This is a genomic window from Amycolatopsis sp. NPDC043885 (assembly GCF_056435685.1).
The window spans coordinates 62,647-89,438 of sequence record NZ_JBWKEA010000017.1 but is presented as its reverse complement, the minus strand read 5'-3'; the positions used below and the strand labels follow the sequence as shown (position 1 = coordinate 89,438).

The following is a 26,792-nucleotide window of genomic DNA, read 5'->3' as shown; positions in this document are numbered from 1 at the left end:
GCGCGCGTGTCCTGGTCGGTGAGAGCGTAGAGACCGTCGCGCGCGCAGGTCGCGCGGCACAGGCCGAGAAGGAGCGAACTTCATGGCGCAGCCGAGCGCGAGCAAGCCCGACACCCCCGTGGCGGGGGCGTTCCTCAACGAGGAAGGAGCCGCCGGCAAGACCACGATCTCGTCGGTGGTGGTGCAGAAGGTGGCGGGTCTCGCCACCCGCGAGGTGACCGGGATCCACGCGCTGGGCGGCGGGGTCTCGCGGGCCTTCGGCGCGATCCGCGAGCGCATTCCCGGTTCCGGCACGGTCACCACGTCCGGCGTCTCGGTCGAGGTCGGCGAGAAGCAGGCGGCCATCGACCTCGACGTGGTCGTCGAGTACGGCGCCCGCATCGTCGACGTCGCGCGGGCGGTGCGCCGCAACGTGATCGGCCAGGTCGAGCAGATCACCGGCCTCGAGGTGATCGAGGTCAACATCGCGGTCAACGACATCCACCTGCCCGACGAGAACGGCGGCGAGACCGAGACCTCGCGGGTCGAGTGATGAACGGGACCCAGACCGGCCTGCTCGCCGGCCTCATCCTCGGCCTCGCCGCGACCCAGGGCTTCACCGCGTTCCTGGTGACGCTGGCCGTCGGCGTCATCGGCCTCGTCCTCGGCCGCGTGCTCGACGGCGAGCTCGACCTCGGCGACCTGTTCGGCCGGGGCCGCGACAAATGACCGTCCCGCCCGAACCCGAGGATCGCGGCACTCTCACCATCTCGCCGTCCGTGGTCCGCAAGATCGCGCAGCACGCCGCGGACCAGGTCGACGGGACCACGCGCGCGGAGCGGCGCATCGCCGGGCTCGGGCTCGGGACACACGGCGCGAGCGCGAAGGTCGGCGGTGAGGGCAACGACGTCGACCTCGTGCTCGACGTGGCGCTGAACTATCCGGCGCCGGTGCGGCGGATCGTCGGCGACCTGCGCGCCAGGGTCACCGAGGAGGTCGAGCGGATCACTTCGTACCAGGTGCGGGACATCTCGGTGACGGTCTCCGCGCTCCTGCCCGACATCGCGCCCCGCGTCCGTTAGAAGGAGCAACCGGTATGCGTTTGATCGTCCGCCTGCTGTCGGCCCTGATCGGGCTGGCGCTGGCCGCCGCCGGGGTCCTGCTGGCACTGGAGGTCGGCTGGGGCTGGTGGCGGCCGGGGCGGGGCCCGCTGTTCCTCCCGTGGGACGACTGGCGCGTCAGGCTCGCGGAGCAGTCCTGGAACGCTTCCCCGGTCCGGTATCTCGCGATCGCCGTCGCGGTCGTGGGGCTGTTGCTGATCCTGGCGGCGGCCTCGGCCGGGCGGCGTGCCATCCGGCTGACCGATCCGGCGAACGAGGTCAGTGTGACCACATCACCGCGTTCCCTGGCGAGGCTGGTCGGGGTGACCGTGCGCGCGCAGGACAACGTCGCGGGCGCGAAGGTCACGGCCACCGCCAAGAAGATCCGCGTCCGCGCGACGAGCAGGCTGGAAACCGAAGGCGAGCTGCGGCCGCGGCTGCTGGAGACGGTCTCCGGTCTGCTCGACGACGTCCCGTTGGTGCGGCGGCCGAAGGTCTCGGTCGTCGTCGACTCCCCGAAGGACCGCCGATGACCCGTTCGGTCTCCGCCAAGGCACTCGGCCGGTCCACCGGCATGGAACGGACCCTGACCGTCCTCATCGGACTCCTCGCGCTGCTCGGCGGGGCGGCGGTGCTCGTGGTCGGCGCGGGCTGGCTCGGCGCACACCGCGCCGGCCGGCCGCTCGTGGACCCGATCGCCCTCGACTGGCTGTCGCGGCACGCGCTCGCCTCCCGGATCGGCGCGATCGTGCTCGGCGTTCTCCTGCTGTGGCTGGGGCTGTGGTGGTTCTTCCGGTCGCTGCGCCCGGAAGGCCGTCCGGACCTCGAACTCGACGACGACCTCGTGGTGACCTCCTCGGCCATCTCCGAGGCCGTCCGCGCCGACGCGGAGACGGTGGACGGGGTCGGGCGCGCCCGGGTCCGCGCGGTCGGCGACAAGGAGAATCCGGCGTTGCGGATCACGCTCTGGCTCGCCGAGGGCACCGACCTGAAACGGGTCTGGGAGCAGCTCGACAGCACGGTGCTGGCCCGCGCGCGGGAGTCGCTCGGGGTGGAAGTGCTGCCGACGGCCGTCCGGATCGAACTCGACACGGCAGCACCGCAGCGGGTGCGCTGACCGGCTACTTGTGGCAAGAATGGCCGTCATGTCGCTTCCCCTGACTCCGCCGGTCAAACCGATGCTCGCCAAACCGGCGAAGGCGATCCCCGATTCCGGCGGGCTGCTGTTCGAGCCGAAATGGGACGGGTACCGCTGCCTGGTGTTCCGCGACGGTGACGAGCTGACCTTGCAGTCGCGGTCGGAGAAGCCGCTCAACCGGTACTTTCCCGAGGTCGTCGAGCGGTTGAAGGCGGCACTGCCCGAGCGGATCGTGCTGGACGGCGAACTGGTCGTCGCCAGGGACGGGAAGCTGGACTTCGACGCGCTCACCGACCGGGTCCACCCCGCCGAAAGCCGTATCAAGCTGCTGGCGGAGCAGACCCCGGCGGAGTTCGTCGCCTTCGACCTGCTGGCGCTGGGCGACGAGTCCTTTCTGGACGAACCGACGTCGACGCGGCGGGAGCGGCTGGAGAAACTGGCCTCCGACGGCGTCCATCTGACTCCGGCCACTTCGGATCCGGCGATCGCGCGGCACTGGTTCGAACTGTTCGAGGGCGCGGGGCTCGACGGTGTCATCGGCAAACCGCTGGACGAGCCGTACACGCCCGGCAAACGGGTGCTGCTGAAGTACAAGCACTCGCGCACCGCCGACTGCGTGCTCGCCGGGCTGCGCTGGCACGTCGACGGCGAACCGGGCGAGATGGTCGGCTCGTTCCTGCTCGGGCTCTACGACGAGGACGGCGTGCTGCACCACCCCGGCGTCGTCGGGTCGTTCCCGGTCACCCGGCGGCGTGAGCTGGCCGAAGAGCTGGCACCGCTGATCACCGACGGGACCGATCACCCCTGGCTGGGCGACAACGTGCGCGAGAACCAGCGGATCCCCGGCGGGATCACCCGGTGGAAGGCCAAGGAAGCCCCGTGGGTGCCGCTGAAGCTGGAGAAGGTGGTCGAGGTCGGCTACGAGCACACGGAGGCCGGATTTCCGTCGCGGTTCCGGCACACCGCGCAGTTCAAACGCTGGCGCCCCGACCGCGAGCCGTCCTCCTGCACCTATGCCCAGCTCGAGGAGGTCGCCCGCTACGACCTGGACGCGGTGTTCCGCGGCGAGGTGAAACGCACCCGCTAACCGAGGTCAAACACTCGACCTGCGAAGCTCACCCCGAGCTTTTGTCATGCCCGGAAAGTGAGGACCAGCCCGTGCGCCCCGCCAGCACCGTCCGCCGCAGGCCACGGCTGTTCCTGATGACCACCGTGGTGACGGCCGTGCTCGCGGGCTGCACGGCCGGGCCGTCGGTGCGGCCGGCGGTGATCGACAACGACGGCAAGCCGAATCCCGGCGGCCCGACGACGGCCCAGCAGGTGCCGCTGCCGCCGCTCGCCGAACCGCGGTCGCCGTCGATCAAATGGGAGGACTGCGACGAAGCGACCCGGCAACGGCTGGGCCGGCCCTCCGTGCCGGACACACTGAAGTTCTCCTGCGCCAGGGTGCCCACCACGCTCGACGCGCCGGACCTGCCGGGTCGCGGGCTCTCGCGGCTTTCGGTGGTCAAGACCGGGGGCGGGCCGATCCCGCTCGTCGTGGTCAACGACGTCGACGGCGAGCCGGGGTCGCTGTACGCCGCGCGGCTGGCCGCGACGCTGCCGCCCGAGTTCCTGCAGAAGTTCTCGCTGATCGGCGTGGACCGGCGCGGGACGGGGACGTCCATGCCGGTGCAGTGCATCCCGGCGGAGATCCGCACCGACCTGCTCGGCGCCGATCCGGCCGCCCCCGACCTCGAAGGCGTCGTCGACGCGGCACGCCGGGCGGGGCAGCAGTGCGCCATCGAACTGGACGACTCGCAGGTCGCGATGGACAGCTGGCGGGCGGCGGGCGACCTCGAAGAACTCCGCGAGCAACTGGGGCTGGACAAGCTGCACGCGCTGGGCCGCGGCGACGGTTCGAAGGTCCTCGCCGAATACGCCGTGCGGTTCCCCGCCCAGGTCGGCCGGGTCATGCTCGACGGGCTGCCCGACCCCGCCCCCGACGCGACCGCCACGCAGGAAGGCGTCGCCGCGAGCGCGCAGGCGACCCTCGACGCGTTCGGCGCCGACTGCATCGCGAGGGGCTGCCCGATCGGCGACGCCCGCTCGGCCGTGACCGCCGTCGCGGACCGGCTCCGGTCGGCGTCCGCGACGACCACCGACGGCGAGCAGATCACGCCGGGGATCGCGCTGTACGCCATCTACTCCGGGCTCGCGCAGCGCTCGCGCTGGGTGGAACTCGCCGAGGCGCTCAAGACCGCGCAGACCGGCGACGTCACGCCGCTGGCCGCGTTCGCCGAGCCCGTGCTGAAGGACACCAAGGCGCGGCCTTCGCGGCTGGACGGCACGCTCGCGACCAAATGCAACGACAGCGCGACCCGGCTCTCGGCCGAGGAACTCACGCGCGCGACCACGACCCTGCGAGACAAGTACCCGCAGTTCGGTGTCTTCGCCGCGCAACAGCTGGCCTGGTGCAGCCCGTGGCCCGTGCGCCGCGAACCGCTCCCGCCCGCGGGAGCGCCGGGCGCCCCGCCGATGCTCGTCGCGGGCACCGCGACCGACCCGGTCACGCCGGAGCAGGGCACCGGCCGAGCGGCCGACCAGATGCCGAGCGCGGTGACGATCACCTGGCAGGGTGCCGGGCACGGCGCGCTGAGCCTCTCGCCGTGTGTCGCGGACGCGACGCGAGCCTTCCTGATCGACGGGAAGATCCCGGTCGACGGGACCCTCTGCCCGGCCTGAGCCGCTCCGGGTCCGCTGCTCACGGCACCCAGCCACCTCCGGCGCCCCCGCCCGCGCGTGAGATGAAGGACGCTTTCATGGCGAAATTTGCTATGAAAGGCCCCTTCATTGCACGCGCGCGAGGCGTCGGCCAGAGCGCGAGAAAGACCTACTGCCGGTAAGACTCCACCTCGGAGATCGGCCGCGTCGTTGCCTGGTCCGGGTCTTCGTCGAACTCCACGCGCGCCCGCCGCTGCCGCAGCAGGTCCCAGCACTGGTCCAGCTGCTGTTCCACACTCGCGAGCCTGGACCGATCGTCCGAGCTCAGCCCGGTGCCGATCGCCCGCGAACGGAGCTCGTGCTCCTCACTGACCAGCTCGTCGATCCGGCTGAGGATGTCCCCGTCGGCCATGTGCGCCTCCTGCGAAACGTGGGTTGCTCCATCCGAGACGCTACGCGCACTCGCGGGAATGCGCGTCCCGCCCGATTCGTTACGCCGGGCATGAGCACTGTGGAGCTGACCGCCGCCAACTTCGATCAGGTCGTGTCGGAGAACGACTTCGTGATCATCGACTTCTGGGCCGGCTGGTGCATGCCGTGCCGCCAGTTCGCACCGACCTACGAGAAGGTGTCGGGCAACCACGACGACATCGTCTTCGCGAGCGTCGACACCGAGGCCGAGCAGCAGCTGGCCGCGGCCTTCGACGTGCGTTCGATCCCCACGCTCGCGGTGATCCGCGACAAGACGGTCATCTACGCGCAGCCGGGCGCGCTCCCGGAGAAGACGCTGGAAGACCTCATCCAGCAGGCGCGCGACATCGACATGGACAAGCTCAAGGAAGAGGCCCAGGAGGCCTGACGCGTATGGAGAAGGGGCCCTTCCCGGCGGGTTTCGCCGGGAAGGGCCCCTTTGTCTTTCAGCGGACCAGTGCCACCGGTGACCGGGTCAGCCCCGGGTGGCGAGTCCGCGCAGGAAGAACGCCAGGTTCGCCGGGCGTTCCGCCAGCCTGCGCATGAAATAGCCGTACCATTCGTCGCCGTAGGGGACGTAGACGCGCATCGTCTTGCCGTCGCCCGCGATTCGGCGCTGCTCTTCGGGACGGATCCCGTACAGCATCTGGAATTCGTGGTCGTCCGCCTTGCGGCCCGCGTCGGCCGCGAGCTTCTCGGCGATCGCGATCATCCGCGGGTCGTGCGAGGCGACCATCGGATAACCCTTGCCCTGCATGAGGATCTTCAGGCAGCGCACGTAGGACTTGTCCACTTCGGACTTGTCCTGGAACGCGACCTCCTCGGGTTCGGCGTACGCGCCCTTGCACAGCCGGACGCGGGAACCCTCGGTCGCCAGGTCGCAGCAGTCCTGCTCGGTGCGCCGCAGGTAGGCCTGCAGCACCGCGCCGACCCACGGGTACTCGGTGCGCAGCTCCTTGAGGATGCCCAGCGTCGAGTCGGTGGTGGTGTGGTCCTCCATGTCGAGGGTCACCGTGGCACCGACCGCCTCGGCCGCCGCGCAGATCTTGCGGGCGTTCTCCAGCGCGACCTTCTCACCGTCGGCCGGCAGGAACTGCCCGACGGCCGACAGCTTCACCGAGACGTCCGCGCCGAACGCGAGGCCGTCGGCCGCCAGCGCGGTCAGCAGTTCCTCGTAGGCGCGGACGGTCGTCGCGGCCTGCTCGGCGTCGGTGGTGTCCTCGCCGAGGTGGTCGAGGGTGACCCGGAGGCCGTCGTCGGCCAGTTCGCGGACCACCCTGGCGGCGTCGGGCGTCTTCGAACCGGCGACGAACCGGCCTACCACCGATCGGGTGGCGGGGACGACCTCGACCAGCTTGCGCATCCGCTGGGATCGAGCGGCGGCGAGCAACGGGGCACGCAACATCACGGACTCCTGGAGAACTCAGCCCTGGTGGGGGTAGCGGACGCTGGTGGGCGGAACGAAGGTCTCCTTGACCGAGCGCGGGCTCGTCCAGCGGAGCAGGTTGAACACCGAACCGGCCTTGTCGTTGGTGCCGGACGCGCGCCCGCCGCCGAAGGGCTGCTGGCCGACGACCGCGCCGGTCGGCTTGTCGTTGACGTAGAAGTTGCCGGCGGCGAAGCGCAGCGCCTCGGACGCCTTCGCGACGGCCGTGCGGTCGTTCGCGATGACCGCGCCGGTGAGCGCGTAGTCGGCGGTCTCGTCGACCAGCTTCAAGACGTTGTCGAAGTCCTCGTCCTCGTAGACGTGCAGCGCGAGGATCGGGCCGAAGTACTCGGTGCGGAAGATCTCGTGGTTCGGGTTGTCCGACACCAGGATCGTCGGGCGCACGAAGTAGCCGACGCTGTCGTCGGCGGTACCACCGGCGATGACCTCGATCTCGGCGTCCTCGGCGGCGCTCTTCAGCACGGCGGCGTGCTTGTCGAAGGCGCGGCGGTCGATCACGGCGCCACCGAAGTTGTCCAGGTCGGTGACGTCGCCGTAGGTGATGGCCTCGGTCTCGGAGACCAGCTCGTCCTTCAGGCTCGCCCAGAGCGAACGCGGGACGTAAGCGCGGGACGCGGCCGAGCACTTCTGGCCCTGGTACTCGAAGGCGCCGCGGATCAGCGCGGTGCGCAGGACGTCCACGTCGGCGGAGGCGTGCGCGAGCACGAAGTCCTTGCCGCCGGTCTCGCCGACCAGGCGCGGGTACGTGCGGTAGCCGGAGATGTTGGCGCCGACGGTGGCCCACAGGTGCTGGAAGGTCGCGGTGGAACCGGTGAAGTGGATACCGGCCAGGTCGCGGTGGGTCAGGGCGACCTCGGAGACGGCCTTGCCGTCACCCGGAAGCAGGTTGATGACGCCCGGCGGCATGCCCGCCTCTTCGAGCAGCCGCATCAGCATGTGCGCGGCGTAGCTCTGCGTCGGCGACGGCTTCCACAGCACGACGTTGCCCATCAGCGCGGGCGCGGTCGGCAGGTTGCCGGAGATCGCGGTGAAGTTGAACGGAGTGATGGCGTACACGAAGCCCTCGAGCGGGCGGTGCTCCATCCGGTTCCAGATACCGGGCGAGCTGACCGGCTGCTCGGCGAGGATCTGACGGCCGAAGGCGACGTTGAAACGCCAGAAGTCGATCAGCTCGCAGGCTGAGTCGATCTCGGCCTGGAAGGCGGTCTTCGACTGGCCGAGCATGGTGGCGGCGTTCAGCTTGGCGCGCCACGGGCCCGCCAGCAGGTCGGCGGCACGCAGGATGATCGCGGCGCGGTCGTCGAAGGACAGCGCGCGCCAGCCGGGGGCGGCGGCCTTGGCCGCGGCGATCGCGTCGCGGGTGTCCTCCGCGGTCGCGCTGTGGATGACGCCCAGCACCGCCTTGTGGTTGTGCGGCTGGACGACCTTGATCTTCTCGCCGCCGCCCTTGCGCTGCTCACCACCGATCGTCGCGGTGATGTCGATGGGGTCGGCGTTGCCCAGCAACTTGAGCGCGCCCTCGAGTTCAGCGCGCTCAGCGCTGCCCGGTGCGTAATTCAGCACCGGCTCGTTCTTCGGGGCGGGGGTCTGGGTCACGGCGTCCACTGACTGCTCCTGACTGCACTTCGCCGGGTAGAGGTCTCATCCCGAACGGTAGACCTGACAGCTCCACGACGGCTTGTTCGACTGGCTAGAATCAGGGTGACCATCTTGTCCGATCGGCTTAATCGGTGATCAAGACGACTGCTCAGACGACCCCCGGCGCTTCCCTGCGGCACATCCTCGCCACGCTCGGGGAACCGCTGGTCAGGGTGCTCGCGGCCCCGGGCGGGCTCGGCGTCGGAGTGGAGGACGTCGTCATCCACGATCCGGAGGATCCGCCCGACGCCCATCCGGGTGACCTCGTCCTGGTGATCGGCGCTCGCGGACGCTCCGCCGCGGGTGCGATCCGGGCGGCGGGACGGTCCGGCGCGGCCGCCGTCGCGGTCAAGAACGGCATGGCCGTCGTGAACGTCGCGACCGACGCGGGGATCGCGCTGATCGAGGTCGGCCACGAGGCACGCTGGGAGCAGGTCGAAGCCCTGGCCAGGGGCGTGGTCGACGCGGCTCGCGCGGGTGGCGAGGCGGACAGCGGCGAAGTGCTGGGCGATCTGTTCTCGCTCGCGCAGACCATCGCGACGTTGACGGGCGGCCTGGTCAGCATCGAGGACACCGCGAGCCGGGTGCTGGCCTATTCGCGGGCGGGCGACGAGGTGGACGAGCTGCGCAGACTCTCGATCCTCGGCCGCGAAGGCCCGGAACGCTACCTCGCGATGCTGCGCGAATGGGGCGTCTATCAGCGTCTTCGCGCCGGTGAGGGCATTGTCCGCATCGACGAGCGCCCCGATCTCGGCATCCGGCGGCGGATCGCGGCCGGGATCCACGCCGGATCGCAGCCGCTGGGCACGATCTGGGTCCAGGAGGGCGCGCATCCGCTCACCGAAAGCGCGGAGGTCGCCCTGCTCGGCGCCAGCCGCGCGCTCGCGCCGCAGCTGATCCGGCATCGGACGCTGCCCAGCCCGGAACTCCGGCTGCGCGAGGATCTGCTGGCCGGGCTGCTCGACGGCCGCCTCGACGCCGAGTCCGTCGCCGACGACATCGGCGCGGATCCCGGGAAACCGGCCATGGTGCTGGCCTTCTCGCTCCCCCGCGACCGGGCCGCGACGGACCGGCAGCTCCGGCGCGCGGAGCTGGTGCACCTGATCACCGTGCACACCGCCGCGTACCGGCGGAGCGCGCTGGTGAGCGTGATCGGCGGCCGGGTCTACGCGCTCCTTCCCGACCTCCCCGAGCACGCCGAACCGCGGATCCTGACGCTGGCCAAGGAAATCGCCGGTACCGCCCAACGGCATCTCGACGTCCGGGTGCGCGCGGCGCTGGGCGGTGTGGTCCCCAGTCTTTCCGACGCGGCGGCCTCGCGCGGCGACGCGGACCGCGTGCTGGCCACGATGGCGCGCGGGCACGGGACCGCGGACGTCGCCTCACTGGCCGACGTCCGCGCCGAGGTCCTGCTCTCGGAAGTGCTCGCGTTCCTCGGTGAGCAGCCGAGGATCCGCGATCCGCGGCTGACCGACCTGATCGCCCACGACGCCGAGCACGGCGGCATCCTGGTGCCCGCCGTACTCGCGTACCTCGACGCTTTCGGCGACGTCCGGAAAGCGGCGCGCGAGCTGAACATCCACCCGAACACGGTCCGCTACCGGGTGCGCCGCGCCGGCGAGGTGTGCGGGATCGACCTGGACGACCCCGCGCAACGCATCCTCACCCAGCTTCTGCTGCGCCTCTAGCCCTCCACCCCCGCATTTAGTCCTCTGAATGCGGTACTTGCAGACGCAAAGGACCGCATTCAGAGGACGAAATGCGGCAAGTCTTTACACGGCGGTGAGGCTGCGAAGTCCGGCGACCTCGGCCAGCGCGCGATAGGAATCCAGCCGCTCCGTCTGGTCGAAAGTACTGGTGGTCACCAGGATCTCGTCGGCTCCGGTCTTGGCGACGAGGTCGGCCAGCCGGTCGCCCACCTCGTCCGGGGTGCCGGCGAGCTGACCGTCGAGCGCCCGGTCCAGCCGTTCCCGGTCGCGGTCCGGCAGCGGCCCGGAGAGGATCTCTTCCACCGGCGACAACGGCGGGAAGACGCCGTGCGTCCGCGAGTAGACCGTCGACCACGCTTCGGGGATCAGCAGCCGCCGGGCCCGTTCGGCCGTCTCGGCGACCGCGATCGCCGTCGACACCACGACGTACGGCCGCGACGCCTGTGCGGACGGGCGGAATCCGGAGCGATAGCCGTCGATGGCTTCGAGCAGCGGACCCTCGCCCCGGACCGGCGCGATCACCAGCGGCAGCCCCAGTTCCGCGGCCAGCCGCGCCCCGGCACCGGTGGCCAGCAGGAACGCGGGCACGCGCAGGCCTTCCGCGGGAATGGCGTGCACACCCGGATAGGTCGTCTGGTCACCCGCGAGGAAGCCCAGCAGCTCGCGAACCTGGTCACCGAAGCGATCGGCATCGTCCTTCTCGTGCCCGAGCGCCTGCCGCACCCCGCCGGTGAACCCGACGGAACGCCCCAGCCCCATGTCGATCCGGCCGGGGAAGAGCGATTCGAGCACGCCGAACTGTTCCGCGACCACGAGGGGCCGGTGGTTCGGCAGCATCACGCCGCCGGTGCCGACCCGGATCCGTTCGGTCGCCGAGGCGACGGCGGCCGCCAGCACCGTGGGCGCCGAACCCGCGACACCGGGCACGCTGTGATGTTCGGACACCCAGAACCGGTGGTAGCCGAGCGCTTCGATGTCCCGCGCGAAGGCGACCGTGTCCCGCAGGGCGCGGGGCGCGCCGCCGCCGCGGCGGGTCGGGGACCGGTCCAGTACCGAAAGCGTGATCACCTTCGGATCAACGCGTCCGGACCCGGCGGGCATTCCCCGTTCAGGGGCGCCAGCGCTCGCTGTAGTCCGGGTGGTCGGCGTGCGGAAGGGCCAGCAGCCGCAGGGTCAGGCACCAGTTCGTCCCGGCCTCGTCGGCGGGCACATGGCATGTCTCGCACCAGTACTCGTTGCCGTACAAGGGGAATCCGGGGACCTTCTCCGAGACCGTGGTGCGGTGTGCCTGCAGGAGCCGCCGGGTCGCTTCGATCTCGTTGATCATCTGATTGACCGTGTCGAGTTCGATGTCGTTGAGCGAACGGATCTTCTTTTCGATGACGACCTTGGTCTCACCACGATTGAGCGATTCGTTGATCTCGGTTTTCTTGACCGCCTGCATGATCAACGCCTGGCGTTGCCCCACACGCGCGGCGAGGAAGGCGATCAGGTCGTCCACGGGTACTCCTTCGTCTCCCCCAGCCTAGTGTTCGGAGGGAAATGTCGCTGGCAGGAAGCCCTGCGTTACGGCTGAGTCCCACGCGTCACACAGTCTCGTATCGGTCACGGTCGGAGCGGTAACAGGTTTCTAGATCGACACGAAAGCGCAATCACTCCGCGAGCAAAACGAAGAAGAGGCCGATGCCGGGCGCGAATTTGTCACTAGTACCGCACACCTCGTCACGAAATGCGTTCCCCGTCGTGGCGGGCCTCGCCGTCGCGCTCACTTTGGGCGCGGGCGTCGGCGTGGTGGCGGCCATCCGGCCGGGTGAGCCCGGCGTCGCACCCGCCGCCCCGGCGACGGTGACCGTCACGGCGGAGGCCGCACCCGCGCCGACCGTGACCGTCCCGGCACCGCCGGTCACCTCGGGGCGGACGGCCATCGCTTCCCTCGCGGACCGGTTCGCCGACGGGACCTATCTGGTCGGCACGGACATCCGAGCGGGCTCGTACCGCTCCCCCGGACCGGCGGCGGGCGGAAACGGGCACTGCTACTGGGCGCGGCTCCGGCCCGAAGGCGCGTCGAAGATCGTGGCCGACCAACTGACCACGGGCGCCGCCCGGTTCACCGCCCGCAAAGGCGAGTACGTCCAGGTCGCCGGGTGTGAGTTCACCCTGTCCTAAGTGTCGTCGCGCGCCTTGCTCGGCTGGACGCGCTTCGGCTCACCGGGCATTTTCGGGTAATCCGGCGGATACGGCATCTCGCCGACGCCGTGGTCGCGTTCGTCCCGCGCGTACCAGTCCAGCAGCGTCTCGATGCCGAACGCCTGCTCGTCCATCGGCGCGTGCAGGTCGCCGCGCTCGTTGTAGAAGGCGCCCGCCGTGAGGACGTCGAAGTCGTCCGGGTCGACCTCGGTCAGCAAATCCCAGGTCAGCGGCGTCGACACCGTCGCCCGAGGGGTGCCGCGGACCGACCACGACGACGCCACCGTGCGGTCGCGGGCCGCTTGGTTGTAGTCGATGAAGACCCGGCCACCACGCTCTTCCTTCCACCACGCGATGGTCGCCTTGTCCGGGATCCGGCGTTCGACCTCGCGGCCCAGCGCGATCACCGCGTGCCGGACGTCGATGAAGTCCCACTCCGGCCGGATCCGCACCAGGACGTGCACGCCGCGGCCGCCCGAGGTCTTCGGGTAACCGACCAGGCCCGCCGAGTCGAGGACCTCGTGCACCACGCCCGCGACCTCGACCGCGTCGGCGAAGCCCGCCTCGTCCGGCGGGTCCACGTCGATGCGGAGTTCGTCGGGATGGTCGACGTCGGGCCGCCGCACCGGCCACGGGTGGAAGTCGAAGGTGCCCAGGTTCGCCGCCCAGGCGAACACGGCGGGCTCGGTCGGGCAGACCTCCTCGGCCGTCCGGCCGGACGGGAAGGTGATCTTCGCGGTCTCCACCCACTCCGGGGCGCCCTTCGGCACGCGCTTGGCGTAGAACCACTCGCCCTCGACGCCGTCGACGTACCGCTTCAGCGTCGTCGGCCGCTCCCCGATCGCGCGCAGCAACGGCTCCCCGACCGCGACGTAATGCTCCACGACCTGACGCTTCGTGATCCCCCGGGCCGGGAAGTACACCTTGTCCGGGCTGGACACCCGGACCTTGCGCTCGCCTGCCTCGACCTCGATCGGCTCACCGTTCTTGGGCATGCGCACACCGTATCGCCGATCAGGGCCGGGGATCGGTCTTCAGGATTGCCATCGTGACGACGTCGTACCACTCGCCGTCCCACCGCAGCGCTTCCCGCTGGAGCCCCTCACGGACGAACCCTGCCTTCTCGTAGACGCGCTGGGCCCGCGGGTTGTGGTCGAAGACCTCCAGCGAGACACGATGCAGGCCGACGACGTCGAACGCGTAGCCCAGCAGCAGCTCGGTCGCTTCGGTGCCATAGCCCTTGCCGAAGAACTCCGGGCCGTTCAGCGCGATGCGGAACGACGCGGAACGGTTGTCCTTGTCGACGTCGGTGAGCGCGAGGTCGCCGACGTGCGCGCGATCCTCCTTGCGGACGATCGCGTAGTCCGCGCGGTCGTCGAGCCCCGTCCGCCCGGCCAGCCAGGTCCGGATCTGCCCGGGGGTGAATCGGGTGTGCGTACCGGTCAGCCTCGTGGTTTCGGGCTCCTGCAAGGCCTTCCACGCGGTCTCGAAGTAGGTCTCGTCGAGCTGGGTGAGCACGACGTTCTCGCCGGTGAGTTCGGGCTGGACGCGCAGCGCCTCGGTGTCGATCACAGCGGACACGGTACGGTTGACGTGGTGTCCGGCCGTACCAAATTAATCCTCGCGCTCACCGTGTTCGCCGTGTTCGTGGCGGCGGCGGTGCTGTTGCCTATCCCGAGTCCGGCCGGGCTGCGGGCTTGGGCGGCCGAGACCGGCCCGGCCACCCCGTTGGTGTTCTTCCTGGCTTATTCGGTGCTGACCGTGGCGCCGATCCCGCGCACCGTGTTCAACCTGGCGGGCGGGCTGCTGCTCGGCGCCACGACGGGCATCCTCGTCGGCATCCTGGCGACCACGGTCGCGTCCGCGCTCTCGTTCGCTCTTTCGAGGGCACTCGGCCGCGATCTCGTCACCCGGCACCTGCACCGGGCGAAGGTCCGCGCGGTCAACGAGCGGCTTTCGGACGGCGGGGTCCTGGCGATCACCTCCTTACGGCTGATCCCGATGGTGCCGTTCGCTCCGTTCAGTTACCTGTGCGGAGTGTCATCGGTCCGTTTCGCCCCGTATCTGATCGGGACCGCGCTCGGCAGCCTGCCGGGGACGGTCGCGGTCGTCGTCCTCGGCGACGCGCTGACCGGGGAAACACCACCCGCCCTGCTGATCTGTTACGCCGTGTTCGCCGCGGCGGGGGCCATCGGGCTCGTCAAGGTCTTCCGGCGCGAAGCCCGGCCGGTGCCCGATCCGAGCGAGGAAGAAGAATTGCCCGCCTCCGCACCGGCGAGCTGACGGGGAGCCGAAACCGCCGCCCGCTACACTCGATCGAGTGCGCGGGACCTGTCAGGCCGCGTAGCGCCACCATCACCCGGAGAACGTGTCAGGAGCAGTCGCCATCGACACCGGTCAGCTGATCGCTGGGCACTATCGCCTGGTCGAGCAAATTGGTAGCGGTGCCATGGGGGTGGTCTGGCGTGCCATCGATGTCCGCCTCGAGCGCTCGGTGGCGGTCAAGCAGATCCTCCCGCAGCCGGGTGTCTCCGAGGCCGAACGCGACAACATGCGCCAGCGCGCCATGCGCGAGGCGAAGAACGCGGCCCGCTTCCAGCACCCGAACGCGATCGTGGTGTTCGACATCGCCGAGCACGGCGGCGATCCCTGCCTGGTGATGGAGTACCTGAACGGCCCGAGCCTCTCGGCGATCATCTCCGAGGAAGGCACGCTGCCGCTCGGGCGCGTCGCGAAGATCGGCGAGCAGGTCGCGTCGGCGCTGGTCGCCGCGCACCGCGCCGGGATCGTGCACCGCGACGTCAAACCCGGGAACATCCTGATCGACGAGTCCGGTACCGCGAAGATCACCGACTTCGGCATCTCCCGTGCCGCCGGCGACATGACGCTCACCCAGACCGGCCTGATCGGCGGCACCCCGGCGTATCTCGCGCCCGAGCTGGCGCGCGGCTCGGACCCGGTGCCCAGCTCCGACGTCTTCGCGCTCGGCGCGACGCTGTACCAGGCGATCGAGGGCCAGACCCCGTACGGGAACAGCTCGAACCAGCTGGCGCTGCTGTACGCGGCCGCGAACGGCCAGATCAACCCGCCGCAGCAGGCGGGTCCCGCGACGGCGCTGCTGATGAGCCTCCTGCGCACCGAGCCGACCGAGCGCCCGACCATGGCCGAGGCCCGTGAGCGCCTCGCCGCGCTGGCGGCGAACGAATCCGACGCGGGCACGGCGGCGTCGCCCCGGCTCTTCGGAGCGGGCGGCGGCAGACAGCCGGCCGTGCCCGACACCCCGGGACACGGCCTTCCGGGCGGAGACCGGCCGCCGTGGCAGCGGACCGACAAACCGGCCCAGTCCACCGCGGCGGCTCCGCCGCAGCCCACCAAGACCCACCCGCCGACGGCCGCCTTCATCCCGATGCGCTCGCCGGGCGCACCGCCGAACACGCCGCCGCGCCCGGTCGCCGCGATGAGCCCGCCGCCGTCCGCGGCCGCCCCGATGCGGCCGTCGCCGGCCAAGCAGCCCGACGCCAAACGCAAGGCCGTCCTGTTCGCGGGCGCCGGTGCCGCCGTCGTGGTGATCGCCGTGATCGTGTTCCTGATCCTGAACTCGAGCAACGGGGGCGATACCCCGGGTGGGAACAACGCCGGGGCGAACCCGCAGCCCGGCACCTCGGCGCCCAAGTCGAGCGGCTCCAAGAGCAGCGCACCCTCGTCTTCCGCGTCGTCGAGCGGCGGCAAGATCGAGTACCGGCCTGCGGGGGAACGCGTTGTTGACTTTTACAGCAAGGCAGGCACGCCGGAAGGCTGGGCGATGCTCACTCCGGACGCCCAGGCCGTCTATGGCGACCAGGGGAAGTACCAGGAGTACTGGGCGACGAAGCAGCTGAGCAGCTACAAGGGTGCCAATGCCAACAAAGGCAACAACGCCGACGGCTCGGTCGACATCACCATCAACCTCACGTTCAAATCCGGCGGCTCCGAGGCGAAGACCGTCCGCGTCATCGACGATGGTGGCGGTCAGCTGCTGATCGCCGGGGATACCCGCAGCGCGCAGGGCAACTACTAGCAATCGGTGCGTGGCGGTGGTGAGACCCGCCTCGCTGGTGGTAGGCCAATCGCCGCTCGTGGCTTACTGTTGCCGGTATGGCCGATAGCGGACCTTTCGGGCCTGGCCAGAATCCTCGCTTCCAGGAGGATCTGGTAGGCCTCGACCCGTACGATCCCGAAGCCCGTGCCTTCGCCGAGCATCTGGACCGCATCGAACGCTGCGGCCCGAACTTCACCGTGGAAGCCTGCCTCGACGGCGTCTCCGACTTCGCCGACTCCAGCAACCGGCTCGGCGGTCTGCGCTGGTGGATTTCGGCGCTGGTCGTGATCCTCATCGTGCTCGGCGTGATGGTCACCGCATGGGACATCATCGGCCGGGCCATCGCGTGGCTCGCGGGGTAACGTGGAACCGGTGAAAGGCATGAAACCCGTTGTCGGAGCCACGCCGCGCGTGGTCAAGTCCGAGCAGGAATGGCGGGAGCAGCTCAGCCCCGACGAGTACGCCGTGCTCCGCCAGGCGGGCACCGAGCGCCCCTTCACCGGGGAGTACACCGACACCAAGACCACCGGTGTCTACCAGTGCCGAGCCTGTGGTGCCGAACTGTTCCGCAGCGACACGAAATTCGAAAGCCATTGCGGCTGGCCGTCCTTCTACGACCCGGCCGACACCGACGCCGTCCTCCTCCGTGAGGACACCACGATGGGGATGCGCCGGATCGAGGTGCTGTGCAAGTCGTGTCACAGCCACCTCGGGCACGTCTTCGAAGGCGAGGGCTACGCCACCCCGACGGATCAGCGGTACTGCATCAACTCGATCTCGTTGAAGCTCGTTCCCGAGTCGTAACCGACCGAAGCGAACCACCGCCCTCTTCGACGCGTTCACGAGGAACAGGAACAGCGTCGGGGAAGGCGGTGTTTTCATGAACGAACCCTGGGGAATCTCCGGACCGGCTTCCGCGTGGCTCTACGGAGTCTGTGCCGTACTGCCGGTCGTGCTCGCCGTGGCGCACGAACGGTGGCTGCGTCGTGACACCGGGGCCAGGGCGGTGCCCGGCCTCTATCCGCTGGCCGCGCTGGCGGACGGCGCGGATCGGGTCACCGACCCCGCCGTCGCCAGGATGGCCCGGCACGAGGCCGTCCGGGAACTGCGTGCCGATCTGGAGCGGCGGGGCCTGCTCGTTCCCGAAACCCGTCGCCGGAGGGGCTGGCAGTACGCGATCGCCGCGTACGTGGCCGTCTTCGCGCTGGGGATCGCGAGGCCGGCGAACGCCGTACCGCCGAAGCGGCCGGCCGGCGCCCTCGTCGTCCTGGTCATCGTCGTGGCAGGTGCGATCGGCCTGGTCGTGTGGCGGCAACGGCCGGACCGCACGGGCCGGGCGACGGCCGAGGGTGGCCTGGCACTCCACCACGGCGACTGGGACCGCGGCCTGGGGCGCACCACGGCCGGGCAGGTGGCCCTCCACGGGTTGCGGGCCTTCCCCGACCAGGTCGTCGCGGCCACGTTGACCAAGACCGGCGGCACGAAGGCCGGCGTGTTCGCCCGCACGGCGAGCACCTGCGGCGGTGGCGCACCGTACGCCGTAGGTTCGTCGTGCGGCGGTGGAGCGTCGTCCTGCTGCGGAGGTTCTTCCTGTGGTGGTGGTTGCGGTGGCTGAACAGATCGTGGTCGTGCTCGGGGTGCTTCCACTCCTCGTGGCGCTGGCGGGTACCCGATGGCTGCGGAATCGACCTCACGGCGGGGAACCGTTACGGACGATCCATCAGGTCGCCTACCTCGCCGGCGGCCCCGACCGGGTCACGGACACGGCCGTCGCGGCCGCTCTCGAACGGCAGGTGGTCCGCCTCGACAAGGCCGGCGTCCTGCGCCGGTCTTCCGCCCGGCCCGCCGATCCGTTCGCGTTCGCGGTGTCCGAGGCGCTGCCGAAGGCGGGGATCGGGAGGGTGCGCGGTCCGCTGCGCGCGTCGGAACCGATGCGCTCGCTGCGGGCGGAACTGCTCGCCGACGGACTGGCCTTGCCGGAAGGCCGCCTGCACCTCGTCTGGCGTGCGGCCCTTCTCACGCAACTCGTGCTCGTCGTGCTGGGAATGGCGATGCTTCTCCGGGCCGTCGTGGTCACCGGGCAGGCCGCGCTGCTCGCCGGGATCTCGCTGATCGTCGCGACGACGGCTTTCGCCGTCACCCTCCGCCTCGGTCGGGCACACCGCGAGACGTGGACGACGAAAGCGGGCGAGCTGGCGCTTTCCCTGGCGCGCGAGGACCCAGGGCTCGTCACCGGAGTGACGGGCGCGGTGGCGCTGGGCGGCCTCGCCGCGCATCCGGATCGACGGCTCACGCGGAACCTGCTCCTTACGCCATCTCGCGCCCGCGACCGAACCGCGGTCACCGCCTGCGGCTCCTCTGACGGTCCAACGACCGTCGTGGACGATTCGCCCGGCTGATCGACTGGTTCGCGGAACCACGACCGAACGGAAAAGCGTCCGACTACGGTAAGCCCACCTGCTCGTGAAAGGCCCGTGCGATGGAAGACACCTGGGGTATCCCCGGACCCACGTTCCTGGCGATCTATGGCGCCCTGCTGGTGTTCCCGCTGGCCGTCGGTCTCGTGTGGACGATCGCGGTCAAACTCGGTGCCAAGGCACCGCGCGCCACCGTGACCGGACCTGAGCCGACGGTGTACGAACTCGCCTATCTCGCCGGCGGCCCGGACCGGGTGGTCGACACGGCCATCGCGACGCTGGTCGACCGCGGGACCTTGCGGGTCAGCAGTTCGAAGCAGCTCCAGCTCACCGGTCCCGAGCCCGCCGACCCGATCGAAAAGGCCGTCGCCAAGGGCGCGCGGCCGGGTCACAACGCCACGACCCGCGGCATCCGTGACCGGTTGCGGCTGTCGGGTCCGATGCAGGCGCTCGCCAAGGGGCTGGAGGAGCGAGGACTGGTGGTCGTGGACCGGTCGCCCCGGATCCGCCAGGTCGTGTTCTTCCTGTACCTCGCCGTCCTGGTCCTCGGCGTGGTGCGCCTGATCGCCGGGATCGCCGGCGACCGCCCGGTCGGATTCCTGATCCCGCTGCTGATCTCGGCAGTGTTCGCGACGGTGATCTCCCGTGCGCTCAAGAACAAGCGGCCGGGCCCGCGTCCGACCAGCGAGGGCGCCCGGGTCCTCCACAAGGCCAGGTCCGCTCACGGACGGGAGCGCAAACGCGGCATCCCGAACGGACCGGGATACGTCGGCGGCGCGGTGCTGGGCGGCGCCGCGGCGGCGGTCGCGTTCGGTGGTCTCGCCTCCTACCCCGACGAGGAGCTGAGCGCGGCCCTGATCCCGCCGCCGGTCTCCGGTGGTTTCGGCGGCGGTTCGTCCGGCGGCGGCTCCTCGTGCAGCAGCAGTGGCGGAAGCTCGTGCAGCGGCGGCGGCAGTTCCTGCGGAGGAGGCGGCGGCTGTGGTGGTTGACGGGCCGGGCAAGCTCGGGATCGGCATCGGCTGGCGGCACGAGCTCGACCTTTCGATCGCGCGGCTGCCCGGCGTCGACTGGGTCGAGGTCGTCGCCGAGAACCTGCACCCCGGGCATCTGCCGGAGACCCTGGTCGCTTTGCGCGACAAGGGAATGCCGGTTCTGCCGCACGCGGTGTCGCTGTCGCTGGGCGGGGCCGAGCCGCTGGACACCGCGCGCGTCGAGCATCTCGCGGAGGTCACTCGCGAGCTCGGCGCGCCGATGGCCAGCGACCACGTGTGCTTCGTGCGCGCGGGCGGCCTCGACTCGGGCCATCTGATGCCGCTTCCCCGCACCCGGGAAGCGCTCGACGTGCTGGTGGACAACGTCAAACTCGCCCAGTCCATCGTGGAGGCCCCGTTCGCGCTGGAGAACATCGCGGCGGTGCTGGAATGGCCGGACGCGGAGTTCACCGAGTCGGAGTTCCTGCGGGAGCTCACCGACCGGACCGGCTGCCTGCTGATCATCGACGTCGCCAACCTGTACGCCAACGCCCGCAACCTCGGCACCGATCCCGTGCGGTTCCTCGACGAGATCCCGTGGGAGCGGCTGGCGTACACGCATATGGCGGGCGGTGTCGAACGCGACGGCGTCTACCACGACACGCACGCTCATCCGGTGGTCCCGGAGGTGCTGGATCTGCTGCGCGAACTGCGGCGCCGCACCGAGCCGCCGGGTGTCCTGCTGGAGCGCGACGACGACTACCCGTCCGACACGGAACTGGCGGCCGAGCTGGCCGCGCTGCGGGAAGCGGTCTCGCCGTGACGTCGCCCCGGGAGCGGCTCGCCTCCCAGCAGGCCGAGCTGCTCAAGGCGCTCCTCGCGGGAGGCGACGCACCGGCGGGCTTCGACGCGGACAGGCTCCGTATCGAGGCGAACGTCTTGCGGAACAAGCAGAGCAGGCTGGTCACCTACTTGCGCCCGGATCTCGCCGAGGCCCTCGGCGACCGGTTCGCCGCGCTGTTCCGCGAGTACGTGACGAGCCATCCGAAGACCGACGCGATCCGCGCGCGGGCCTACGCGGACGCTTTCGGCGCTTGGCTCGTTGACCGCGGCGAGGTACCCAAGCCCCGGGGCCGTTTCACGAGCTGGCTACGCCTACGCCTACGCCGCGTTTAGTCCTCTGAATGCGGGTTTCACCAGACCGGGCGGTCGCTTCCGGGCACGTGCGTCGCTTCCGTCCACTGTGGATTCGAGCCCGGCAGCGTGCCCGCCATCTTGACCCTGGTGACCCGGCCGAGCTGGCTGTCGACCTCTTCGAGCCATTCGCCGCCGTCGAAGCCGGTGGGCCCGGATTCCTTGCGCCCCAAAGAGTTCAGCCACTCCCCGGTCCCGGCGAGCGAGGTCCGGACATGCCGGCTGCCGCCCTCGGTGGCCGCACGGCGGACGGCGGTCATGATCGCCGCCGCGGTGAGCCAGCCGGTCGCGTGGTCGAGCGCCTGCACCGGAAGCGGTCCCGGGCCGTCGAGCCCGGCCGTCTTGCCGCCCTCGTCGGCGATCCCCGACGCCATCTGCACCAGGCTGTCGAACCCGCGCCTGCGCGCCCAAGGCCCTTCCCAGCCGTAGGCCGACAGGTCCGCGACGACGATGCCCGGCCGGAGCTCGGCGATCGCTTCCGGCGAGAAACCCTTGGCCACCAGCGATCCCGGTCGGAAACCCTGCAGAACGACGTCCGCGCGGGCGATCAGCTTGCGCAGCCGCGAGCGCCCGGCTTCGGTCTCCAGGTCGACGTACGCCGAGAGCTTGCCCATCCCGGTGTCGACGGCCAGCGGCGGCACGGTCGGCAGCTGGGCCGACCCGATGTGCATGACGGTGGCGCCGTGCGCGGCGAGCACGCGGCCCGCGACCGGTCCGGCGATGACGTGGGTCAGGTCCAGGATCCGCACCCCGCCCAGCGGCCGGTCGGACTCGAACAGCCGCACCGGTTCCGACGGTCCGAGCGGCCGGATCTCGGCGACCGGCAACGCCGACGCCGCCTGCCCTTGCTTGTGCGCCAGCCACTCGTCGCGAGAGCGCAGCACAGCGGCCGCGCCGCCGGCGCCGATCACCGCCGACTCGACCTCGTACTTCGACTTGGCCGCGACGACCTTCTCGAACGCCGCCCGGGTCGCGGGCACGCCCAGGCCCCAGCACACGGCGGAGACGTGACGCGGGTAGTTGCAGTGCAGCCGCACCCAGCCGTCGTTCGCCCGGTAGTCGCCGGACAGCGGCGCGCTGAACGGCACCGGTTCCCCGTCGACGCGGATGTACTGCTCGCTGTGGAACGACGCGGCGGCGTGCCGGGTGTCGACCGAGACCTTGCCCGGCTCGATTCCCCGCAGCCGCAACAGTTCCCCGGCGGCCAGCGTCGCCGCGGCGATACTCGTCGCCGCCGCCTCCTCGACCCGGAAGGTGCCGGGCAGCACCGACTCGGGGCCGGTGATCTCGACGGCGTCTTCGGCGAGGGTGTCGCCGGTGAGCGTGGTCCAGACGCGGGTGTCCACTAGGGCAGCAGGGCGATCAGCTCGGCGGGGGCCACCTTCGTCCCGGTGTAGAACGGGATCTCCTCGCGCACGTGGAGCCGCGCCTCGGTGCCGCGCAGATGCCGCATCAGGTCGACGATGCGGTGCAGCTCGTCGGCCTCGAAGGCCAGGATCCACTCGTAGTCGCCCAGTGCGAACGACGCGACCGTGTTGGCGCGGACGTCCGGGTAGTCGCGGGCCTCCTTGCCGTGGTCGGCGAGCATCTTGCGGCGCTCGTCGTCCGGCAGCAGGTACCACTCGTAGGAGCGCACGAACGGGTAGACGCAGATGAACTTGCGGGCCTCTTCGCCGGCGAGGAACGCCGGGATGTGGCTCTTGTTGAACTCCGCCGGGCGGTGCAGCGCGACCTGGCTCCACACCGGCGCCGACGCGCGGCCGAGCGGCGTGTGCCGGAAGCCGCTGTACGCCGCCTGGACCTGCTCGATCTCCTCGGCGTGCCACCAGATCATGTAGTCGGCGTCGGCGCGCAGCCCCGAAAGGTCGTAGACACCGCGGACGACGACGCCCTTCGCCTCCAGCGCGTCGAGGTACTCGGTGGTCTCCGCGGTCGCCTTCGCGCGGTCTTCGCCGAGCTTGCCCTGCTCGGCCCGGAAGACCGACCAGGCGGTGTAGCGGATGGTGTCATTGAGCTCGTTGTAGTTCAGCCGCGCCATACCGCCATCTTGGCACTGCCGGTGCTCAAGAGCCCTCGTGGGTCGGTGTGATCCCGGCGATGCGGCGGGCGGCCGCGTCGGCGGTGGCGATGCAGGCCGGGATCCCGACGCCGTGCAGCGTCGCGCCCGCCACGGCGAGGCCAGGGACGCCGGCGACGGCACGTTCGATCCGCTCGACGCGTACGAGGTGCCCGGTGCCGTACTGCGGGAGCCCGCCGCCCCATCGGGTCACGAGGGTGTCGATCGGCTCGGCGGTGACACCGGTCAGCCGGGCCAGGTCATCGCGGACCACGCGCACGAGTTCGTCGTCGTCGGCGTGCAGCGCGCCCGGTTCGCCGAAGCGGCCGACCGAGCCACGCACCAGCACCGGGCCTTCGCCGTACTGCGCCCACTTGCGGGAGGAGAAGGTGAACGCCTTGGCGGCGAACGGCTTCCCGGCAGCGTCCCGCTCCCCGGCGCCGATCAGGACCCCGGACGACTCCGGCAGCGCGGTTCCCGGCGGGAGCGCGAGCGCGACCACCGCCATCGACGCGAGTTCGACCTTGGCGAACACCGACGAGGCCACTCCTGCGACACCGTCGAGCAGCCGTCGTGCCGAAGGCGCCGGGACGGCGAGAAGGACGGCGTCGGCGTCGAGGTCGTCGACCCTCCAGCCGTCGGCGGTGCGCTCGAGCGCCGTCACGGTGGTTCCGGTGCGGACCTCGGCGCGGGCCAGCTCCGCGAGCCGCACGATCAGCGTTCCGAGGCCGCCCAGCAGGGTGCCGAAGACCGGCGCCGTACTCGGTGAGGCGGGCATGAGCGAGGCGGCGCCTTCGGTGAGCGAGCGCGCGCCACGATCGATCGCGGACGCGAGACCGGGCATGGTCGCGCGCAGGCCGAGCCCGTCCGCTCCCCCGGCGTAGACCCCGCCGAGCAGCGGGTCGACGAGCCGGTCCACGAGTTCGTCGCCGAACCGCTCGCGCAGCAACGGGCCGAGCGGCACGTCACCGGCGGGCAGTTCCAGCGGAGACAGCGACGCCTCGGCCTCGACCAGGGCGCGTCCCTTCTCCGACAGCACCCCCGCGACCGCGTCGGCCGTGACCGGAACACCCATGACCGTGCCCGGCGGCAGACCGAGCACGGAGCCGCCGGCGTGGATCTTCGCGCGGGCCGTGGTGGGATGGACCAGGCGCTCGCCCAGCCCCACCTCTCGGACCAGGGCGAGCGCCTCGGGACGGCGAGCGAGGAAGGCCTCCGCGCCGACGTCGTAACGCTCACCGGCGAGTTCCACCGTGCGGAGCTTCCCGCCGAGCGACTCCGTCGCCTCGAAGACGACGATCCGGGCGTCTTCACCGAGCAGCGTCCGCAGCCGGTACGCCGCGGTCAGTCCCGAGATACCGCCACCGACGACGGCGATGGTGCTCATTGAAGCTCGTGCACCAGCCCGACCACGCGCGTCAGCACGTCCGGGTCGACGCCGGGCAGCACGCCGTGGCCGAGGTTGAAGATGTGGCCGTCGGCCGCGCGGCCCTCGGCGTGGATGCGCCGGACCTCGGCTTCAAGCACCGGCCACGACGCGTGCAGCAGCGCCGGGTCGAGGTTGCCCTGGACCACACCGCCGCCGAGCCGCCGGACCGCTTCGTCGAGCGGGATCCGCCAGTCGACGCCGACCACGTCGGCACCCGCGTCGCGCATGGCCACCAGCAGCTCGCCGGTGCCGACGCCGAAGTGGATCCGGGGCACGCCGTAGCCCGCGACCGCGGACAGGACCTTCGCCGAATGCGGCAGGACGAACTCTCGGTAGTCCCGCTCCGAGAGCGCGCCCGCCCACGAGTCGAACAGCTGGATCGCGTCGGCCCCGGCGTCGAGCTGCGCGGAGAGGAAGGTGATCGCCATGTCCGCGAGACGCCCGGCCAGCTCGTGCCACAGCTCCGGCTCGGAGTGCATGAGTGCCTTGGTGTGCTCGTGGTTGCGGCTCGGCCCGCCCTCGATGAGGTAGGACGCCAGGGTGAACGGCGCGCCCGCGAACCCGATCAGCGGCGTCTCGCCCAGCGACCCGACCAGCAGCCGGACCCCTTCGGCGACCCGCTCCACCTGCTCCGGTTCCAGCACCGGCAGCGCCCGCACGCCCGCGGCGTAGCGGATCGGCTCGGCGACGACCGGGCCGGTGCCCGCGACGATGTCGATGTCGAGGCCCGCCGCCTTGAGCGGGACGACGATGTCGCTGAAGAGGATGGCCGCGTCGACGCCGTGGCGGCGGATCGGCTGGAGCGTGATCTCGGCGAGCATCTCGGGGTCGAAGCAGGCGTCGAACATCGAGGTGCCCTCACGCAGCGCCCGGTACTCGGGCAGCGACCGGCCTGCCTGGCGCATGAACCACACGGGGGTATGGGCCGGGCGTTCGCCGCGCGCGGCGGCCAGGAACGGCGCACCGGGCAGGGCGCGACGGGCCACTGGGACGGTCTGCGCGGGAGAAGCGACTGAAGGAGACATCACGGTTCATGGTGCCATGGGCGCTCGGAGGCCTTACTCTCGGCGCGCCTGCGCCCCGAACCGGACGATCGCGTCTTACAGTCGGTTGGTGACCGCGATGACGTCAGCACCCGATCTCTTCCGTGAAGCCGTCGCGGCGTTGCAATCGGTCCGGCCCCGCCCCGAAGTGCAGCTGGAGACGATGCGCCCGCCGCAGCGGCTGGCGCCGTGGTCCTACGCGGTGAGCTGCGAAGTGGAAGGGCCGGCGGACGTGCTGGCGTCGGGACGGCTGGTGCTGCTGCACGATCCGGAGGGCCAGGAAGGCTGGGACGGGGTCCTGCGGCTGGTCATGTACGTGCGCGCGGAACTCGACCGGGAACTGGCGACCGATCCCTTCCTGCCCGCGGTGGGCTGGTCGTGGCTGACCGACGCGCTGGAGACCTCCGGCGCGGAGTGGACGGCGCTGGGCGGCACCGTCACCGAGACGTCGTCGGCCCGCTTCGGCGACATTTCCGGGCCCGCGCGCACCGACGATCTGGAACTCCGGGCGTCCTGGACGCCGACGGACGCGGCACTGCGGCCGCACGGGCAGGCGTTCTGCCAGGTGATGGCGAGCGTCGTGGGGCTGCCGCCGGTCGGCGTGACCCTCTTCGAGCAGCGTCAGTCCTCCTGAGCCGCTTCGCGCGGGCGCCGCGCTCGGATCGTTAGAGGCCGGGGCTTAGTAGCATCACCAGCCACAACGACAGCGCGTGAAGGCCCCCTTCCCTCGGCTCAGCCGAGGAAACTCGGCCTTCACCCCTTCCTCAGTACTAGACGGACCTCTTCCTTGCGCCTAAGTACAGGAAGGGGCCTTCATGCACTGGGACCTCCTGATATCAGGCAAGACACGCCGCAGGACCCGCGAGAGGGCTCTCCAGAACGCCCCGGATCACCCAGGAGCCCCCGTCGCGCCGGTGCTCCCGAACCCGGCGGCAAGTCCGTGAAGGCCTCCTTGAGGGATCCAGAGTCCCTCAAGGAGGCCTTGACTGACTTGCGACACCCCTCGGCACCGGTCCCGACACGCCGGATCCCAGCAATCGAGACATAGCATTTGGGTTATTTTGCAATTTCCGGCCACCTAGCGACGCTAGGAAAGCTAGCGGTACTAAAGGTCCCTTGCTTCCACCCGCGGATCCGTGAAGGCCTCCTTCCCTACCCTCAAGGTAGGGAAGGAGGCCTTCACGGACAGCCGCGACGCCCGCCGAGCCGCACGAAGCGCCCGAGGACGCCTC

The 26,792-nt window shown here is 70.7% G+C and carries 31 protein-coding genes; 20 read left to right on the top strand and 11 right to left on the bottom strand.

Annotated elements, in window-relative coordinates:
* Window positions 1-82 precede the first annotated feature (82 nt).
* From AC069I_RS34700 to AC069I_RS34670, 7 genes are all read left to right on the top strand, one after another.
* On the top strand, window positions 83-532 hold the full coding sequence (locus AC069I_RS34700; protein WP_478267284.1) for an Asp23/Gls24 family envelope stress response protein: 450 nt from the start codon (window positions 83-85) through the stop codon (window positions 530-532).
* Entirely contained in the window at window positions 532-708 is a 177-nt protein-coding gene (locus tag AC069I_RS34695) for a hypothetical protein (RefSeq protein WP_005157087.1), read from the top strand. Before AC069I_RS34700 ends, AC069I_RS34695 begins: the two co-directional genes overlap by 1 nt.
* Complete coding sequence (locus AC069I_RS34690) at window positions 705-1,061, top strand: Asp23/Gls24 family envelope stress response protein (RefSeq protein ID WP_478227877.1); 357 nt, start codon at window positions 705-707, stop codon at window positions 1,059-1,061. Before AC069I_RS34695 ends, AC069I_RS34690 begins: the two co-directional genes overlap by 4 nt.
* A gap of 14 nt (window positions 1,062-1,075) precedes the next feature.
* Window positions 1,076-1,612: a DUF6286 domain-containing protein gene (locus AC069I_RS34685; protein ID WP_478267283.1), complete on the top strand. Its 537-nt coding sequence runs from the start codon at window positions 1,076-1,078 to the stop codon at window positions 1,610-1,612.
* A complete protein-coding gene (gene amaP, locus AC069I_RS34680; protein ID WP_478267282.1) occupies window positions 1,609-2,196 on the top strand; it encodes an alkaline shock response membrane anchor protein AmaP in 588 nt (195 codons plus the stop codon). The genes AC069I_RS34685 and amaP overlap by 4 nt, the downstream gene beginning before the upstream one ends.
* A 28-nt stretch (window positions 2,197-2,224) precedes the next feature.
* On the top strand, window positions 2,225-3,304 hold the full coding sequence (locus tag AC069I_RS34675; protein ID WP_478227874.1) for an ATP-dependent DNA ligase: 1,080 nt from the start codon (window positions 2,225-2,227) through the stop codon (window positions 3,302-3,304).
* 71 nt (window positions 3,305-3,375) lie between these two features.
* Window positions 3,376-4,941, top strand: coding sequence for an alpha/beta fold hydrolase (locus AC069I_RS34670; RefSeq protein ID WP_478267281.1), 1,566 nt, complete (start codon window positions 3,376-3,378; stop codon window positions 4,939-4,941).
* Between the two features lie 148 nt (window positions 4,942-5,089).
* Here AC069I_RS34670 and AC069I_RS34665 read toward each other — a convergent pair whose 3' ends face one another.
* Window positions 5,090-5,332 (bottom strand): DUF2630 family protein, encoded by a 243-nt coding sequence (locus AC069I_RS34665; RefSeq protein WP_478267280.1) that lies wholly within the window; start codon window positions 5,330-5,332, stop codon window positions 5,090-5,092.
* Window positions 5,333-5,422: 90 nt separating this feature from the next.
* Between AC069I_RS34665 and AC069I_RS34660 the strand changes: the two genes are divergently transcribed.
* Complete coding sequence (locus tag AC069I_RS34660; protein WP_020637318.1) at window positions 5,423-5,779, top strand: thioredoxin family protein; 357 nt, start codon at window positions 5,423-5,425, stop codon at window positions 5,777-5,779.
* 87 nt (window positions 5,780-5,866) lie between these two features.
* Here the strand turns inward: AC069I_RS34660 and AC069I_RS34655 are convergent, their stop codons facing one another.
* Both AC069I_RS34655 and pruA read right to left on the bottom strand, forming a co-directional pair.
* Window positions 5,867-6,796: a proline dehydrogenase family protein gene (locus AC069I_RS34655; protein WP_478267279.1), complete on the bottom strand. Its 930-nt coding sequence runs from the start codon at window positions 6,794-6,796 to the stop codon at window positions 5,867-5,869.
* Window positions 6,797-6,814: 18 nt separating this feature from the next.
* The gene (gene pruA, locus AC069I_RS34650) at window positions 6,815-8,443 is read right to left on the bottom strand and encodes an L-glutamate gamma-semialdehyde dehydrogenase (RefSeq protein WP_478267278.1); all 1,629 of its coding nucleotides are present in this window, start codon (window positions 8,441-8,443) and stop codon (window positions 6,815-6,817) included.
* Between the two features lie 128 nt (window positions 8,444-8,571).
* Between pruA and AC069I_RS34645 the strand changes: the two genes are divergently transcribed.
* Window positions 8,572-10,164, top strand: a complete 1,593-nt coding sequence (locus tag AC069I_RS34645; RefSeq protein ID WP_478267319.1) for a PucR family transcriptional regulator — start codon at window positions 8,572-8,574, stop codon at window positions 10,162-10,164.
* Between the two features lie 84 nt (window positions 10,165-10,248).
* Here the strand turns inward: AC069I_RS34645 and AC069I_RS34640 are convergent, their stop codons facing one another.
* Window positions 10,249-11,286 carry an LLM class flavin-dependent oxidoreductase gene (locus AC069I_RS34640; protein WP_478227870.1) on the bottom strand — a complete coding sequence of 346 codons (1,038 nt, stop codon included), beginning with the start codon at window positions 11,284-11,286 and terminating at the stop codon, window positions 10,249-10,251.
* A 7-nt stretch (window positions 11,287-11,293) separates the two neighbouring features.
* Complete coding sequence (locus AC069I_RS34635; protein ID WP_465452081.1) at window positions 11,294-11,686, bottom strand: DUF6221 family protein; 393 nt, start codon at window positions 11,684-11,686, stop codon at window positions 11,294-11,296.
* 242 nt (window positions 11,687-11,928) lie between these two features.
* Here AC069I_RS34635 and AC069I_RS34630 point away from each other — a divergent pair, with 242 nt between their 5' ends.
* The gene (locus tag AC069I_RS34630) at window positions 11,929-12,351 is read left to right on the top strand and encodes a hypothetical protein (RefSeq protein WP_478227869.1); all 423 of its coding nucleotides are present in this window, start codon (window positions 11,929-11,931) and stop codon (window positions 12,349-12,351) included.
* On the opposite strand, the gene AC069I_RS34625 is transcribed toward AC069I_RS34630, so the two are convergent.
* Window positions 12,348-13,367: a DNA polymerase domain-containing protein gene (locus AC069I_RS34625; protein ID WP_478227868.1), complete on the bottom strand. Its 1,020-nt coding sequence runs from the start codon at window positions 13,365-13,367 to the stop codon at window positions 12,348-12,350. The two genes, AC069I_RS34630 and AC069I_RS34625, sit on opposite strands and share 4 nt — an antisense overlap.
* Before the next feature lie 19 nt (window positions 13,368-13,386).
* Window positions 13,387-13,944 carry a GNAT family N-acetyltransferase gene (locus AC069I_RS34620; protein ID WP_478227867.1) on the bottom strand — a complete coding sequence of 186 codons (558 nt, stop codon included), beginning with the start codon at window positions 13,942-13,944 and terminating at the stop codon, window positions 13,387-13,389.
* Window positions 13,945-13,968: 24 nt separating this feature from the next.
* On the opposite strand from AC069I_RS34620, the gene AC069I_RS34615 reads away from it, so the two are divergent.
* The 9 genes from AC069I_RS34615 to AC069I_RS34575 all read left to right on the top strand — a co-directional run bounded on the left by AC069I_RS34615 (window position 13,969) and on the right by AC069I_RS34575 (window position 21,014).
* Window positions 13,969-14,655 carry a TVP38/TMEM64 family protein gene (locus AC069I_RS34615; RefSeq protein WP_478227866.1) on the top strand — a complete coding sequence of 229 codons (687 nt, stop codon included), beginning with the start codon at window positions 13,969-13,971 and terminating at the stop codon, window positions 14,653-14,655.
* A 166-nt stretch (window positions 14,656-14,821) separates the two neighbouring features.
* Window positions 14,822-16,429, top strand: coding sequence for a serine/threonine-protein kinase (locus AC069I_RS34610; protein WP_478267318.1), 1,608 nt, complete (start codon window positions 14,822-14,824; stop codon window positions 16,427-16,429).
* A 77-nt stretch (window positions 16,430-16,506) separates the two neighbouring features.
* Window positions 16,507-16,812 carry a hypothetical protein gene (locus tag AC069I_RS34605; protein ID WP_410649339.1) on the top strand — a complete coding sequence of 102 codons (306 nt, stop codon included), beginning with the start codon at window positions 16,507-16,509 and terminating at the stop codon, window positions 16,810-16,812.
* A gap of 19 nt (window positions 16,813-16,831) precedes the next feature.
* Entirely contained in the window at window positions 16,832-17,254 is a 423-nt protein-coding gene (gene msrB, locus AC069I_RS34600) for a peptide-methionine (R)-S-oxide reductase MsrB (protein ID WP_007033524.1), read from the top strand.
* 76 nt (window positions 17,255-17,330) lie between these two features.
* On the top strand, window positions 17,331-18,065 hold the full coding sequence (locus AC069I_RS34595) for a TIGR04222 domain-containing membrane protein (protein WP_478227865.1): 735 nt from the start codon (window positions 17,331-17,333) through the stop codon (window positions 18,063-18,065).
* Complete coding sequence (locus AC069I_RS34590; RefSeq protein WP_478227864.1) at window positions 18,058-18,849, top strand: TIGR04222 domain-containing membrane protein; 792 nt, start codon at window positions 18,058-18,060, stop codon at window positions 18,847-18,849. Before AC069I_RS34595 ends, AC069I_RS34590 begins: the two co-directional genes overlap by 8 nt.
* Window positions 18,850-18,929: 80 nt before the next feature.
* On the top strand, window positions 18,930-19,856 hold the full coding sequence (locus tag AC069I_RS34585; protein WP_478227863.1) for a TIGR04222 domain-containing membrane protein: 927 nt from the start codon (window positions 18,930-18,932) through the stop codon (window positions 19,854-19,856).
* Window positions 19,846-20,661: an MbnB/TglH/ChrH family RiPP precursor modification enzyme gene (locus tag AC069I_RS34580; protein WP_478267277.1), complete on the top strand. Its 816-nt coding sequence runs from the start codon at window positions 19,846-19,848 to the stop codon at window positions 20,659-20,661. The genes AC069I_RS34585 and AC069I_RS34580 overlap by 11 nt, the downstream gene beginning before the upstream one ends.
* A complete protein-coding gene (locus tag AC069I_RS34575; RefSeq protein ID WP_478233768.1) occupies window positions 20,658-21,014 on the top strand; it encodes an SCO6045 C-terminal-like domain-containing protein in 357 nt (118 codons plus the stop codon). Before AC069I_RS34580 ends, AC069I_RS34575 begins: the two co-directional genes overlap by 4 nt.
* A 17-nt stretch (window positions 21,015-21,031) precedes the next feature.
* Here AC069I_RS34575 and AC069I_RS34570 read toward each other — a convergent pair whose 3' ends face one another.
* From AC069I_RS34570 to hemE, 4 genes are read right to left on the bottom strand one after another with little or no spacing between them, the layout of a single operon-like run.
* Window positions 21,032-22,378, bottom strand: coding sequence for a CoA transferase (locus tag AC069I_RS34570; protein WP_478233767.1), 1,347 nt, complete (start codon window positions 22,376-22,378; stop codon window positions 21,032-21,034).
* On the bottom strand, window positions 22,378-23,070 hold the full coding sequence (gene hemQ / locus AC069I_RS34565; RefSeq protein ID WP_016332997.1) for a hydrogen peroxide-dependent heme synthase: 693 nt from the start codon (window positions 23,068-23,070) through the stop codon (window positions 22,378-22,380). The genes AC069I_RS34570 and hemQ overlap by 1 nt, the downstream gene beginning before the upstream one ends.
* Before the next feature lie 25 nt (window positions 23,071-23,095).
* Entirely contained in the window at window positions 23,096-24,475 is a 1,380-nt protein-coding gene (gene hemG / locus AC069I_RS34560; protein WP_478227859.1) for a protoporphyrinogen oxidase, read from the bottom strand.
* Entirely contained in the window at window positions 24,472-25,542 is a 1,071-nt protein-coding gene (hemE, locus tag AC069I_RS34555) for a uroporphyrinogen decarboxylase (RefSeq protein ID WP_478227858.1), read from the bottom strand. Before hemE ends, hemG begins: the two co-directional genes overlap by 4 nt.
* 88 nt (window positions 25,543-25,630) lie before the next feature.
* Here hemE and AC069I_RS34550 point away from each other — a divergent pair, with 88 nt between their 5' ends.
* Window positions 25,631-26,194, top strand: coding sequence for a DUF3000 domain-containing protein (locus tag AC069I_RS34550; RefSeq protein WP_478227857.1), 564 nt, complete (start codon window positions 25,631-25,633; stop codon window positions 26,192-26,194).
* The last annotated feature ends 598 nt before the right edge of the window (window positions 26,195-26,792 follow it).

Excerpts from the sequence above, each read along its gene's own strand:
- AC069I_RS34700 (WP_478267284.1), top strand. The coding sequence starts at position 83 with ATGGCGCAGCCGAGCGCGAGCAAGCCCGACACCCCCGTGGCGGGGGCG.
- AC069I_RS34695 (WP_005157087.1), top strand. The coding sequence starts at position 532 with ATGAACGGGACCCAGACCGGCCTGCTCGCCGGCCTCATCCTCGGCCTC.
- AC069I_RS34690 (WP_478227877.1), top strand. The coding sequence starts at position 705 with ATGACCGTCCCGCCCGAACCCGAGGATCGCGGCACTCTCACCATCTCG.
- AC069I_RS34685 (WP_478267283.1), top strand. The coding sequence starts at position 1,076 with ATGCGTTTGATCGTCCGCCTGCTGTCGGCCCTGATCGGGCTGGCGCTG.
- amaP (WP_478267282.1), top strand. The coding sequence starts at position 1,609 with ATGACCCGTTCGGTCTCCGCCAAGGCACTCGGCCGGTCCACCGGCATG.
- AC069I_RS34675 (WP_478227874.1), top strand. The coding sequence starts at position 2,225 with ATGTCGCTTCCCCTGACTCCGCCGGTCAAACCGATGCTCGCCAAACCG.
- AC069I_RS34665 (WP_478267280.1), bottom strand. The coding sequence starts at position 5,332 with ATGGCCGACGGGGACATCCTCAGCCGGATCGACGAGCTGGTCAGTGAG.
- AC069I_RS34660 (WP_020637318.1), top strand. The coding sequence starts at position 5,423 with ATGAGCACTGTGGAGCTGACCGCCGCCAACTTCGATCAGGTCGTGTCG.
- AC069I_RS34655 (WP_478267279.1), bottom strand. The coding sequence starts at position 6,796 with ATGTTGCGTGCCCCGTTGCTCGCCGCCGCTCGATCCCAGCGGATGCGC.
- AC069I_RS34640 (WP_478227870.1), bottom strand. The coding sequence starts at position 11,286 with ATGCCCGCCGGGTCCGGACGCGTTGATCCGAAGGTGATCACGCTTTCG.
- AC069I_RS34625 (WP_478227868.1), bottom strand. The coding sequence starts at position 13,367 with ATGCCCAAGAACGGTGAGCCGATCGAGGTCGAGGCAGGCGAGCGCAAG.
- AC069I_RS34610 (WP_478267318.1), top strand. The coding sequence starts at position 14,822 with ATGGGGGTGGTCTGGCGTGCCATCGATGTCCGCCTCGAGCGCTCGGTG.
- AC069I_RS34605 (WP_410649339.1), top strand. The coding sequence starts at position 16,507 with ATGGCCGATAGCGGACCTTTCGGGCCTGGCCAGAATCCTCGCTTCCAG.
- msrB (WP_007033524.1), top strand. The coding sequence starts at position 16,832 with ATGAAACCCGTTGTCGGAGCCACGCCGCGCGTGGTCAAGTCCGAGCAG.
- AC069I_RS34595 (WP_478227865.1), top strand. The coding sequence starts at position 17,331 with ATGAACGAACCCTGGGGAATCTCCGGACCGGCTTCCGCGTGGCTCTAC.
- AC069I_RS34585 (WP_478227863.1), top strand. The coding sequence starts at position 18,930 with ATGGAAGACACCTGGGGTATCCCCGGACCCACGTTCCTGGCGATCTAT.
- hemQ (WP_016332997.1), bottom strand. The coding sequence starts at position 23,070 with ATGGCGCGGCTGAACTACAACGAGCTCAATGACACCATCCGCTACACC.
- hemG (WP_478227859.1), bottom strand. The coding sequence starts at position 24,475 with ATGAGCACCATCGCCGTCGTCGGTGGCGGTATCTCGGGACTGACCGCG.
- hemE (WP_478227858.1), bottom strand. The coding sequence starts at position 25,542 with ATGTCTCCTTCAGTCGCTTCTCCCGCGCAGACCGTCCCAGTGGCCCGT.